This window comes from Stenotrophomonas sp. AS012628, assembly GCF_010608305.1.
GTDB lineage: Bacteria > Pseudomonadota > Gammaproteobacteria > Xanthomonadales > Xanthomonadaceae > Stenotrophomonas > Stenotrophomonas geniculata.
On the sequence record NZ_VMBJ01000071.1, the window covers coordinates 1 to 12,471 of the forward strand.

General features: G+C 66.9%; 8 protein-coding genes and 1 pseudogene. 6 read left to right on the forward strand and 3 right to left on the reverse strand.

The window, feature by feature from the left end; translation table 11 throughout:
- Positions 1-434 precede the first annotated feature (434 nt).
- The 6 genes and pseudogenes from G5A07_RS20300 to G5A07_RS20325 all read left to right on the forward strand — a co-directional run.
- Positions 435-2,774 (forward strand): annotated as a pseudogene (locus G5A07_RS20300) (GH92 family glycosyl hydrolase); the annotation flags it as partial.
- Between the two features lie 96 nt (positions 2,775-2,870).
- Positions 2,871-3,920, forward strand: coding sequence for a LacI family DNA-binding transcriptional regulator (locus G5A07_RS20305; protein ID WP_010482566.1), 1,050 nt, complete (start codon positions 2,871-2,873; stop codon positions 3,918-3,920).
- 60 nt (positions 3,921-3,980) lie between these two features.
- Positions 3,981-5,294, forward strand: a complete 1,314-nt coding sequence (fucP, locus tag G5A07_RS20310) for an L-fucose:H+ symporter permease (RefSeq protein ID WP_049453471.1) — start codon at positions 3,981-3,983, stop codon at positions 5,292-5,294.
- Between the two features lie 7 nt (positions 5,295-5,301).
- Complete coding sequence (locus G5A07_RS20315; RefSeq protein ID WP_049453474.1) at positions 5,302-6,297, forward strand: carbohydrate kinase; 996 nt, start codon at positions 5,302-5,304, stop codon at positions 6,295-6,297.
- Positions 6,294-7,520: an AGE family epimerase/isomerase gene (locus tag G5A07_RS20320; RefSeq protein ID WP_191863917.1), complete on the forward strand. Its 1,227-nt coding sequence runs from the start codon at positions 6,294-6,296 to the stop codon at positions 7,518-7,520. The genes G5A07_RS20315 and G5A07_RS20320 overlap by 4 nt, the downstream gene beginning before the upstream one ends.
- 101 nt (positions 7,521-7,621) lie before the next feature.
- On the forward strand, positions 7,622-10,240 hold the full coding sequence (locus tag G5A07_RS20325; RefSeq protein ID WP_191863918.1) for a glycoside hydrolase family 2 protein: 2,619 nt from the start codon (positions 7,622-7,624) through the stop codon (positions 10,238-10,240).
- 115 nt (positions 10,241-10,355) lie between these two features.
- Here the strand turns inward: G5A07_RS20325 and mtnC are convergent, their stop codons facing one another.
- The 3 genes from mtnC to G5A07_RS20340 all read right to left on the reverse strand — a co-directional run bounded on the left by mtnC (position 10,356) and on the right by G5A07_RS20340 (position 12,345).
- On the reverse strand, positions 10,356-11,051 hold the full coding sequence (gene mtnC, locus G5A07_RS20330) for an acireductone synthase (protein ID WP_191863919.1): 696 nt from the start codon (positions 11,049-11,051) through the stop codon (positions 10,356-10,358).
- Positions 11,052-11,054: 3 nt separating this feature from the next.
- Entirely contained in the window at positions 11,055-11,612 is a 558-nt protein-coding gene (locus G5A07_RS20335) for an acireductone dioxygenase (RefSeq protein ID WP_049434983.1), read from the reverse strand.
- 91 nt (positions 11,613-11,703) lie between these two features.
- Positions 11,704-12,345, reverse strand: coding sequence for a methylthioribulose 1-phosphate dehydratase (locus G5A07_RS20340; protein WP_126559918.1), 642 nt, complete (start codon positions 12,343-12,345; stop codon positions 11,704-11,706).
- Positions 12,346-12,471 lie beyond the last annotated feature (126 nt).

A 12,471-nucleotide genomic window follows, 5' to 3' on the forward strand; every position in this document is an offset into this window, starting at 1 on the left:
TACTTGCAGCGTCCCCCGCAACCGGACCCACCCCGACTCCCCACAGGAAACCAGCTTCTGCTGTTGCTGTTGCTCCAGCTCGGAGCGGGTGCAGGGCGCAGCCCTGCCGAACACCCCCCTTTCATGCTGCGCCGCAGAATGCATTCGGCTGAACCAGCATGCTCTACTTGAATCGATCTAAATTCACGGTCGCATGGGTCGGGCGTCATTCCAGGGGGAGCTTTCTGCCAGTTGTGGCGGAGCTCAGCGGAACGGTGCCGGACGGCCCCGGCCGTCTGCCTCCGTGTCATCGACTACAGGAACCCGACATGCGTCCAGTGCCGTCCGCTCCCGCCGTCCCATTGTCTTCGCGCCCGCTGGCGCGGCTGGCCTGCCTGCTCGCACTGTCGGCGTCGCCGATGCTGCTGCAGGCCGCGCCGGCTGCACTGGAGCGCGAGGTCAACACCTTCATCGGCAGCAAGGACGACGGCAACACGTTCCCAGGCGCGTCGGCACCGTTTGGCCTGATCCAGGTCAGCCCAATCGGCAGCCACTACTCGGGCTGGCGCTATGACGACGAGAAGATCCGCGGTTTCGGCCACTCCTTCATCTCCGGCGCAGGTTGCTGGGAGCAGGGCGGCCAGGTGTCGGTGCTGCCGGTGACCGGTTCGATCGGCCCGGGCGGCGATTTCGATACCGGCAACGCCAAGCAGTTTGACCACAAGGCGTATGCCTCGTCGTACACCCATGACGGCGAGGTCGGCCAGGCCGGCTATTACAAAGTGCGGCTGACCAGCTACGGCGGCATCGACGCAGAATCGACCGCACGTACGCGCGCCGCAGCCGAGCGCTACACCTTCAGCCAGCGCCAGGGCGATGGCCACGTGCTGGTCAATGTCGGCCAGGCCAACGAGCGCCATTCGGTGATCGGCAGCGTGGTCGATGTGGTCGGCGACCGCGTGGTGGAAGGCAAGCTGGTCACCAAGAGTTTCTGTGGCGGCCACCAGTACACCACCTGGTTCCGCATCGAGTTCGATCGCCCGTTCAAGGCGCATGGCACTTGGGGCGAGGGTGGCGGCCTGCCGGGCGCACGCCACAGCATGGAAGGCGAACAGAAGCCGAATGGGGCCTGGCTCAGCTTTGATCTGGCCAAGGGCCAGTCGGTGACGGCGGTCAGCGCGATCTCGCACGTGGATGCCGAAGGCGCGCGCATCAACCTGCGCGCGGACGGCATGCAGGATGGGGCGCTGCTCGGTTTCGACCGCATGCGTGCGTTGTCCCAGCAATCCTGGCGCGAGCAGCTGGGCCGGGTGCGCGTGCAGGGTGGCAACGCCGACGACCGCGCGGTGTTCTACAGCGCGGTCTACCACGCGCTGCTGCAGCCGATGACCGGCAACGACGCCGACGGGCGCTACCGCGGCTATGACGATGGTATCCACCGTGCCGACGGCTGGACCTACTACGAGTACTTCTCGCTGTGGGATACCTACCGCGCGCAGAACCAGTGGCTGGCGCTGACCCGCCCGGACGTGGCACGCGATATCGGCCGTACCCTGCTGGCGATCGACGAGCAGGGTGGTTGGCTGCCGCGCTGGGGCTATGCCAACTTCGAGACCAACATCATGACCGGCGACCCGGTCACCCCGTTCATGGTCGACCTGTGGCGCTTCGGCGCGCTCAAGGGCCGTGAATCGCAGGCCTGGGATGCGCTGCGCCGCAACGCCTTCGGCACGCCGCCGTTGAACTCGCGCATGGCCGGCCGTTCCGGCAACCCGACCTATCTGGACAAGGGCTACGTGGTCTACGACCGCGCGTTCCCGTCCAAGGGCATGGACGTCGATCCGCACCATGGCGGTTCGGCCACCTTGGAATACGCGCTGGCCGACTGTGCGCTTTCGCAGATGGCCGATGGCCTCGGCCACGCGCAGGACGCGGCGACGCTGCGTGAGCGCGGCCGCAACTGGCGCAAGGTGTGGGACCCGCAGGTGCGTGACGCCGAGACCGGCTTCACCGGTTTTCCGCGCCCGCGCACCGAAGATGGCCAGTGGTACACGCCGGCCGATGGCCACTACAGCCCGCGCTCGCATCACGGTTTCCATGAAGGCACAGCGTGGCAGTACCAGTGGCTGGCGCAGCAGGACGTGCCGGGCCTGGTCGAGGCGATGGACGGCCGCGAACAGGCCGGCCGCCGCCTCGATGCCTTCTTCGCGATGGACGCGCTGCAGGCCGACCCGCTCAATGCCGCCCGCAAAGAGTGGGTGGTCGGGCCGTACAGCTATTACAACCAGTTCCGCTACAACCCGAACAACGAGCCCGACCTGCACTCGCCGTGGCTGTACACGCTGATCGGCCAGCCGTGGAAGACCGCCGCCGTGGTGCGCGCCGCGCAGCAGTTGTTCACCAACGCGCCCAACGGCGTGACCGGCAACGATGACCTCGGCACGATGTCGGCCTGGTACCTGTTCAGTGCCATCGGCGTGTATCCGGCGGTGCCCGGCAGCGGCCAGTTCCTGCTGCACACCCCGCGCTTCAGCAAGGTGGAAGTGGACATGGGCAACGGCCGCACCCTGCGCATCGACGCGCCGGGCGCCGATGGCCGCCGCCTGCAGTATGTGCAGGGCGTCCAGGTCGACGGCCAGGCGCATGCACCGGTATGGCTGGACTGGAACCGCCTGCAGCAGGGCCCGCGCCTGCACTTCGCGCTCGATGCGAAGGCGCCGGAGCAGGGCTGGGGTACGGCGGTGAAGGACCTGCCGATGTCCTGGTGCGCGGCACCGGGCAGCCAGCTGCGCTGAGCCGGACTGTGCCGTTCGCGGTCACCCAGCGAACGGCACGGCACGACACGGCCCTGATCCATTAGGCTTGAGCCTCCAGCGGAGTCCGGGAAGACGATGAACGACAACGGCAGCAGTCCCAGCAAGCGCGCCGGCAAGGCGGTGACGGTGACCGACATCGCGCGTGCCATCGGCGTGTCACGGGCAACCGTGTCGCTGGTGCTGCGTGGCAGCCCACTGGTCAACGTCGATACCCGCGCCAAGGTCGAGGCCGAACTGCGTCGCCAGCGCTATGTCTACAACCGCGCGGCGGCCAACCTCCGTCGTCGTACGTCGTCAAGCATCGCGCTGGTGATCAACGATCTGTCCAACCCGTTCTTCGCCGAATTCGCCTCCGGCGTGGACGAGGCGTTGGGCGGGCGCGGCTACGTGACCCTGCTGGGCAGTACCGGTGAATCGCCGGAGCGCCAGCAGGCGGTGCTGTCCACGCTGATGGAACACACCCCGGCCGGCTTGATCCTGTCGCCGGCCGAGGGCAGCGATACCGCGCAGTTGCGGCAGGCGTTGGGTGCCAATGCCAACGTGCTGCTGTTCAATCGTGAACTGGACGGCGCCGACTGGGACTTCCTGACCCTGGACAACCAGCACGGTGCCTATCTGGCCACGCGCCACCTGATCGAGCGCGGCCATCGCCAGATTGCCTTCTTCGGCGGCCATGCTGCATCGAGCTCGTGCCACCAGCGCCGCGCCGGTTTCCAGCAGGCGCTGGCCGAAGCGGGCCTGTCACTGCCGCCGGGTTGGATGATCGAGTCGGCGCCGAACCGCCTGGAAGCCGCGGCGCGTACCGATGAATTGTTTGCCGACGGCCATCGCCCGAGTGCGGCGGTCTGCTACAACGACACCGTCGCGCTGGGCCTGATGCTGGGCTTGAATTCACGTGGCATCCGTCCGGGCGGTGATTTTGCCGTTACCGGTTTCGATGATATTTCCGAGGCGTCGGTCGCGGTACCGCCACTGACCACGCTCACCGCCGATCCGCGCGAGCGGGGTCGGCAAGCTGCCGCGCTGCTGCTGCAACGATTGGACGAACCGGACGCGCCACCACGGCGCACGGTGGCGCCGGTGCAGTTGCGCATCCGCGAAAGCAGTGCCGCACGGCCGAACTGATTCCTTCCACATACCCCTTCCACGCAACAACGACCTTCCGCGCATCGAGGCGCGTACCGCATGCCGATCTCCGCAACGCCCCGTCCATCGGGTTCCTCCAGCAGCCAGGCACCGGTCATGAATGCCCGTGCTGCTCTGGCGGTCGCCACCACCATCTTCTTCATGTGGGGCTTCCTGACAAGCCTCAACGACGTGCTGATCCCGCATCTGAAGGCGGTGTTCGAGCTGAACTACACCCGCGCGATGCTGGTGCAGTTCACCTTCTTCGGCGCGTACTTCCTGATGTCGGTGCCGGCCGGTCGGCTGGTGGCCCGTCTGGGCTACAAGAGGGGCATCATCGCGGGCCTGCTGATCGCAGGCGTGGGCGCGCTGGGCTTCTGGCCGTCGGCCGCGCTGCGCACCTACGAAGCGTTCCTTGCATCGCTGTTCGTGCTGGCCAGCGGCATCACCGTGCTGCAGGTCGCCGCCAATCCTTACGTCGCGCTGCTTGGCCCGGAACAGACCGCATCGAGCCGTCTGACCCTGGCGCAGGCGCTCAATTCGCTGGGTACCACGCTGGCACCGCTATTTGGTGGCTTGCTGATCCTCAGCACCGCAGTGAAGAGCGGCGATGAGATCGACGCGATGCCGGTGGCCGAGCAGATGGCCTACCGTGCCGCCGAGGCGCAGTCGGTGCAGGGCCCGTACGTGGGCTTGGCCATCGCGCTGGTGCTGCTGGCGGTGTTCGTCTACCTGTTCCGCCTGCCCAGCCTGACTGAGTCGACCGAGCAGGCCGACAGCGGCCACCACACGCTGCTGGATGCCCTCAAGCACCCGCACGTGCTGTTCGGCGTGCTGGCCATCTTCTTCTACGTCGGCGCCGAAGTGTCCATCGGCAGCCTGATGGTGAACTACCTGGCGCTGCCGGAGATCGGCGGCATGACCGAACAACAGGCCACGAACTACGTGTCGGCCTACTGGGGCTGCGCGATGGTCGGCCGTTTCGCCGGCGCGTGGCTGCTGGCCAAATTCTCGCCGCGCCGCCTGCTGGCCGGTTTCGCCGCTGCCAACGTGGTGCTGCTGGCCGTCACCCTGGCGTCGGGCGGCAAAGTCGCGCTGTACGGCATCGTGGCGACCGGTCTGTTCAACTCCATCATGTTCCCGACCATCTTCTCGCTGGCCATCGAACGCCTGGGACCGCTGACCAACAAGGCCTCCAGCCTCCTGATCATGGCCATCGTCGGCGGCGCGATCATCCCGCTGCTGCAGGGCATGCTGGCCGACCGCATCGGCTTGCACCTGAGCTTCGTGCTGCCGGTGATCTGCTACGTCTATATCATTTTCTACGGTCTTGTGGGCTCGCGCCCGCCGGCTGTCCGCACGCAGGGAGGCTGAGTCCGGAATGGGTTCCATCGTTTGCTTCGGCGAAATTTTGATCGATCTACTGGCGCAGCCGCCGGCTTCGACCGACACCCCGCGCGCGTTCCTGCAGTACGCCGGCGGTGCGCCGGCCAATGTTGCGGTGGCGGCAGCGCGCCTTGGTGCGAAGACCCAGTTCGTCGGCATGCTGGGCCGCGACATGTTCGGTGACTTCCTGGCCGAAAGCCTGGTCGAACACGGCGTCGGCACGGATTACATCGTGCGCACCGATGCGGCCAAGACCGCACTGGCCTTCGTCGCGCTGGATGCCAGCGGCGAGCGCAGCTTCAGTTTCTACCGCCCGCCGGCGGCCGACCTGCTGTTCCGTGACAGCGACTTCCAGGTCGCGTGCTTCGACAGCGCGCAGTGCTTCCATGTCTGCTCCAACAGCCTGACCGAGCCGGCCATCGCCGAAGCGACCTTCGCCGGCATGGATCGTGCGCGTGCAGCCGGCGCGGTGGTCAGCCTGGACCTCAACCTGCGTCCCGCCTTGTGGCCGGCCAACGAGGACCCGACGCCGCGCCTGTGGCAGGCGCTGGAACGTGCCGACCTGGTCAAGCTGTCGCGCGAGGAGTTGGATTACCTGGCGGCACCGCTGGGTGCCGATGGCGAGGCAGTGGTGCTGAAGCGCCTGCTGGCCGCGCAGGCGCGCTGGGTAATCGTTACCGATGGTGCGGCCACGCTGCACTGGTATACGCGCGACGGCCACGGCACGGTCACCAGCTTCCGTGTGGCCACCGTCGATACCACGGCCGCCGGCGATGCCTTCGTCGGTGGCGTGCTGGTCGGACTGCTGGAGCGCGGCGGGGCCGGTGCAGGCTTTGCAGCGTTCTGCCAGGACCCGGAGGCGATCACCGCCACGCTGCGCTTCGGTGCCGCGGTCGGCGCTCTGGCTGTTACCCGCAAGGGCGCGTTCGCCGCGATGCCCTCGCTCGATGAAGTGCAGCAGCTGCTGCAGGCCCAGGACATTACCGCATGAGCACCTCGCCCGATTTCCGTTCACCCGCGTTCCTGCGTGCGCATATCGCCGACACGATGGCGTTCTACCACCCGCGCTGCATCGATCCGAACGGCGGCTTCTTCCACTACTTCCGTGATGACGGCAGCATCTACGATGCCAGCCACCGCCACCTGGTGAGCAGCACCCGTTTCGTCTTCAACTATGCGATGGCATACCGCGAGTTCGGCAACGCCGAATACCGCGACGCAGTCGAGCATGGCGTGCGCTATCTGCGCGAGGTGCATCGCAATCCGGCCACCGGTGGCTACGCCTGGACCCTGCGCGACGGCAAGGTCGAGGACGACATGAACCACTGCTATGGCGTGGCGTTCGTGCTGCTGGCCTACAGCTGTGCGCTGAAGGCCGGCATCGAGCAGGCGCGCGCCTGGATGGACGAGACCTGGCAACTGCTGGAAGCGCGCTTCTGGGAGCCGCAGCACGGCCTGTACAAGGACGAGGCCGACGGCCAGTGGAACTTCACCGGCTATCGCGGCCAGAACGCCAACATGCACATGTGCGAGGCGATGCTGGCGGCGTTCGAGGCCAGTGGCGAACCGCGTTACGTCGAGCGTGCGCTGCAGCTGGCCGACAACATGACCCGCCGCCAGGCCGCCAAGGCTGGCGGCCTGGTCTGGGAGCACTACGATTCCAACTGGGAGATTGACTGGGACTACAACCTGGACGATCCCAAGCACCTGTTCCGCCCGTGGGGCTTCCAGCCGGGGCATCAGACCGAGTGGGCCAAGCTGCTGCTGATCCTCGATCGCCACGTGCAGGCCGACTGGCTGGTGCCGACCGCGCAGCATCTGTTCGACGTGGCCGTGGCGCGCAGCTGGGACGACGCGCGAGGCGGCCTGTACTACGGCTTCGCACCGGAATCGCGCCGGCAGCCGGGCATGGAGGGCGCGCCGATCGGTGGCGACAGCTTCGTCTGCGACGACGACAAGTACTTCTGGGTGCAGGCCGAAACGCTGGCCACCGCCGCACTGATGGCCAAGCGCACCGGTGATGACCGCTACTGGCAGTGGTACGAGCGCATCTGGGCGTACGCGTGGGAGCACTTCGTCGACCATCAGTACGGCGCCTGGTTCCGCATCCTCGATGCCGACAACCGCAAGTACAGCGACGAGAAGAGCCCGGCCGGCAAGGTGGATTACCACACCATGGGTGCGTGCTACGAAGTGTTGAACGTGGTGCGTTGAGGTCTGCCGCGCTGCGCGCTCGCCGGACGTGGTCCGGCGCTACCGTGGCGTGTTGAATTGGTAGCGCCGGGCCATGCCCGGCGGAAAAACAGGAGCATCCCGTGCATCGCCTTCCCCTCGTTGTCCGCCTGCTCCTGCTGCTGATCGCGGCCTCCGCCTTCCCGGCAACTGCAGTGCCTCTGCAGGCACAGTGGGAGTTCCGCATGTTGCCGGGCGACGCGCAGGGCGCCGCCCACCCGGGTCTGCAGCAATGGCGTGCGGCCACGGTGCCGGGCAGCGTGCACACCGACCTGCTGGCGCATGCGCTGATCCGCGACCCGTACGTGGGTGCGCCCGAAGCCGAGCTGCAATGGATCGGCTTGGCGGCCTGGGAGTACCGCGCGCGCTTCGACGTGGATGCGGCGACGCTGGCCAAGCCCAATGCCGAACTGCGCTTCGACGGGCTGGACACTTATGCCGAAGTCAGCCTCAACGGCAAGCCGCTGCTGCGTGCGGACAACGCGCACCGCACGTGGCGTGCGCGCGTGGATGGGCGCCTGCGCGCGAACGGCAATGAACTGCAGATCGTGTTCCGTTCGCCGATCCGCACGCTGCTTCCGGGCGTACAGGCGATGCCGCACAAGATCGCCGGCAACTATCCTTCGCCGTATGGCGACGAGCCGAAGGACGCGATGGTCGGCAACTTCGCGCGCAAGCCGGCTTACCACTTCGGCTGGGACTGGGGCCCGCGCTATGTCACGGCCGGCGTCTGGCGCGGTGTCGACCTGCAGGCCTGGGATACGCATCGATTGGCTGATCTGGCGGTGCGCACTGATGCATTGAGCGCGCAGCAGGCGAAGCTGACGGTGCTGCTGCAGGTGGAGCAGGGCGCGGCGGCGGGCTCGGCCGTGGTGAATGTGGATGTGCAGGATCCGCAGGGCCGCAGCGTGGCCCGGGTGAAGCGCACGGTGCTGCTGAAGCCCGGCCAGAACGCCGTCGAAGTACCGGTCGAACTGGTCAAGCCGCAGCGCTGGTGGCCGGTCGGCCACGGTGCACAGGACCGCTACACCGTGCAGGCCCGCCTGGATGATGGCGCCGATGCAACGCGGGCGCGCGAGCAGCGCATCGGCCTGCGCACGGTTGAACTTCGCCGCGAGGAAGACGGCAAGGGTGGGCAGGGCTTCGCCTTCGTCATCAACGGTGTGGAGATCTTTGCCAAGGGCGCCAACGTCATTCCTTTCGACGCCTTCCCCGCACGCGTCGATGCCACGCGATTGCGCCAGGTGCTGACCGCCGCGCGCGACGCCAACATGAACATGCTGCGCAACTGGGGCGGCGGCTACTACGAGGACGACGCGTTCTTCGACATCGCCGATGAGCTGGGCCTGCTGGTCTGGCAGGATTTCATGTTCGGCGGTGGCATGCAGCCCGGTTACGATCCGGCGTTCCGCGCCAGCGTGGTGGCCGAGGCGCGCGACAACGTGCGCCGCCTGCGCCATCACCCCAGCATCGTGCTGTGGTGTGGCAACAACGAGGAAGAGACCGCCTGGAAGGACTGGGGCCATGGTCGCGATCTGAAGGCGGCCGACCCGGCGTTTGCAGCGAAGGTGTGGCAGGGCTATGTCGACCTGTTCGGCAATGACCTGCGCCAGGTAGTAGGTGAGGAGGGGTTGGGCGTGCCGTACTGGTCCAGCTCGCCCAGCAACGACCTGGATGAGAAAGCCAACGATTCCAACCGTGGCGACAAGCACTACTGGCAGGTCTGGGGCAATCCGGCGCTGCCGGTGCAGGCCTACCTGCGCGAGACGCCGCGCTTCATGTCCGAGTACGGGCTGCAGGCGTGGCCGTCGGTGGCGACGGTGGACCAGATCGCCACCCGCGCCGAGCAGCGCATCGACAGCCCGGTGATTCGCGCGCACCAGAAGTTCATGGCGGGCGAGGGCAACAGCCGCCTGCTGCACTACATCGAACTGGGTTACGGCACGCCGAAGGACTTCGAGGACTTCGTCTACCTGAGCCAAGTGATGCAGGCCGATGGCATCGCGCTGGCGGCATTGCATCACCGCGCCTCGCGGCCGTACACGATGGGCTCGCTGTACTGGCAGCTCAACGACGTCTGGCCGGGCGCTTCCTGGTCCAGCGTGGACTATTTTGGCCGCTGGAAGGCACTGCATTTCGCCGCGCGGCGCTTCTTCGCGCCGGTGACGGTGGCGGCGCTGCGTGACGAGGGCAGCACGCGGGTGCGCCTGATCAATGATGGCGCCGCGCAGGATGCGCGTTGGCGGCTGCGGGTGATGGACATGGACGGCAAGGTGCTGCGTCGACGCGAGGACGCGGTGACGTTGACGGCGTCAGGCGTCACCTCGATCGGTGATTTCCGCGACGCGGAGCTGCTGGCCGGTGCCGACCCGAAGCGCACGGTGGCCGTGTTCGAGCTGCTGCAGAATGGGGCGGTGAGCGCGCGGCAGGTGGTCGGATTCGTCGAAGCCAAGGACCAGGTGTTGCCGCGGCAGAAGCTCAAGGCCACCTTGTCCATCGAAGGCGGCCACTATCGACTACGGCTGGAAAGCGCGGCGTACGTGCGCGCGGCGTGGATTGATTTCGGTGCGTTGGATGTGCAGGTTGAAGACAACCTGCTGGACCTGCTGCCGGGCGAAACCCGCGACATTGCGGTGCGCGGCCCGGTGGATCTGACGACGCTGCGCGAAGCGCTGAAGGTGAAAACCCTCAACGACCGTTGAGGGCATCCGCCGGGCATGGCCCGGCGCTACCATTCATGGACCACGGTAGCGCCGGGCCATGCCCGGCGTGGGTGTGGACCGTTGAGGTGGGTGCGGACCGTAGGTCCGCACACCCTTACAGCTGGATCTGCTGGAAATTCTCGACCCGCTCGTGGCCGTTGGCGGTTTGGCCGGTACGCGGCAGCGGGTAATCGTCCAAGCGGTCGATCAGGCGGGTCTGCAGTCCAGCTTCGCGGGCGGCGTCCAGTTCCTCCACCACATCCGACAGGAACAGGATCTCGCCGGCCGGAACGCCAATGGCCTGCACGATGCGGCGATAGCTGTCGGCTTCACGCTTGCCGCCGACTTCGGTATCGAACCAGCCCGACACCAGCGGGCTGAGGTCACCGGCGTCGCTGAAGCCGAAGAACAGCTTCTGCGCCGGTACCGAGCCGGAGGAATACACGTACAGCGGCAGGCCGGAGGCGTGCCAGCCCTTCAGCACCGGCGCCACTTCCGGGTAGAAGTGCGCGGTGTAATCGCCGCGACGGTAGCCCTCGTCCCAGATCAGGCCCTGCAGCGCCTTCAGTGCGGTGTGCTTGCGGTCCTGGTCGATCCAGCCCTGCAGCGTCTCGGCCACCAGGCTGTCCTGGCAGGCACCGCCGATCTCGGTAGCCACCGCATCCAGCCAGCGGCGGACCTCCGGCTGCTGGCCATGTTCGGCGACGAACGCCGGCAAGGCCTTGCGGGCATAGGGGAACAGCACGTTCTTGACGAACGAGATGCTGCTGGTGGTGCCTTCGATGTCGGTCAGGATGACGCGGGGCTGCATGGATCAGGACGCCTGGGTAGGTACGTAACGGGGGAATTTCTGCGCGATGTCGGTACCGGTGAAGTGACCGACCCAGCCATCCGGCTCGGTGAAGAAGCGGATCGCCACGAAGCTCGGCTCGTCACCCATGTCGAACCAGTGGGTGGTGCCATCGGGCACGGCGATCAGGTCGTCCTTCACGCACTCGATCTCGTAGACCTTGTCTTCCACGTGCAGGGTGAACAGGCCGGACCCGGCGACGAAGAAGCGCACCTCGTCTTCCTTGTGGAAGTGCTCGTCGAGGAACTTCTTGCGCAGCTCGGCGCGGTTCGGGTTGTCCGGGGCGATCGAGGCCACGTCCACGCTCTTGAAGCCGTTCTCGGCGACCAGGCGGTCGATGTCGGCGCGGTACGCCGCGAACACTTCCTCCTGGCTGGCACCGGGCGCGACCGGTGCGGTGGCCTGCCAGCGTTCGAAGGTGACGCCGATCTTCTGCAGTTCGGCAGCGATGAGCGCGCCGTCCTGGGTGTCCAGCAGCGGCGATTCGGGGCGGGTGTCGTCGTAGATGCGCAGTCGGCTCATGGCGGCAGCTTGAACGTCTCGGGGGAAGACAGGGTAGCAGGGTGGGGGCGAGGCGCAGATTCCGGATCGGCATCTGCACCTGCGCGCCGGTTCAGCCGCGCAGCTTGCGCAGCTCGAGCTCGCAGTGGAACAGGAACTCGAACGCTTCCAGGTGGCGACGCGCCTCGGCCATGTCGCGACCCCAGGCATACAGGCCGTGGCCATCGATCAGGTAGCCCCACAGGTTCTTCTGGTCGAGCAGGTCATCGACCTGCTTTGAAAGCACGTTCATGTCCTGGGTGTTGGCGAACACCGGTACGTCGATGGCCATCTCGTGGGTGCTGTTGCCGGCGAAGGCCTTCAGCAGCTCGTAGCCTTCCAGGCGGATATGGCCCTGCGGCGCGTACAGGCGCGAAGCGATGGTCTGCACCGGCGAATGGGTGTGCAGCACGCAGCCGATCTCCGGGAAGCGGCGGTACAGCTGGGTGTGCAGCAGGGTTTCGGCGGACGGGCGCAGCGGGCGGCCGACGGCCAGGCCGTCGAAGTCCACCACCATGATGTCGTCCTCGATCAGGCGGCCCTTGTCCTTGCCCGAGACGGTGATCGCAGCGTGGCGGTCGTCCAGGCGGTGGGAGAAGTTGCTGCTGGTGGCCGGGGTCCAGCCGGCGTGGGCCAGTTCGCGGACGTTGTCGATCAGCAGCTGGGCCAGTTCGCTCAGGCGCGCGGTGTCGTACGGGAAGGTGGGGGCGTTCATGCCGGCGATTTTACTGGATTCGGCCAACGGCTGAGCCCCTCGTGGCTGAGAGGTGGTTGGTTGGTCACGGAAAGCGGTTCATGGAGGTGGCGGGGCGGGTGGGCCGTGCAGGGGACGCTGCAAGTA

Bases quoted from the DNA above. Each gene is read 5' to 3' on its own strand.
- G5A07_RS20305 (WP_010482566.1), top strand. From the start codon at position 2,871: ATGAACGACAACGGCAGCAGTCCCAGCAAGCGCGCCGGCAAGGCGGTG.
- fucP (WP_049453471.1), top strand. From the start codon at position 3,981: ATGCCGATCTCCGCAACGCCCCGTCCATCGGGTTCCTCCAGCAGCCAG.
- G5A07_RS20315 (WP_049453474.1), top strand. From the start codon at position 5,302: ATGGGTTCCATCGTTTGCTTCGGCGAAATTTTGATCGATCTACTGGCG.
- G5A07_RS20320 (WP_191863917.1), top strand. From the start codon at position 6,294: ATGAGCACCTCGCCCGATTTCCGTTCACCCGCGTTCCTGCGTGCGCAT.
- mtnC (WP_191863919.1), bottom strand. From the start codon at position 11,051: ATGCAGCCCCGCGTCATCCTGACCGACATCGAAGGCACCACCAGCAGC.
- G5A07_RS20335 (WP_049434983.1), bottom strand. From the start codon at position 11,612: ATGAGCCGACTGCGCATCTACGACGACACCCGCCCCGAATCGCCGCTG.
- G5A07_RS20340 (WP_126559918.1), bottom strand. From the start codon at position 12,345: ATGAACGCCCCCACCTTCCCGTACGACACCGCGCGCCTGAGCGAACTG.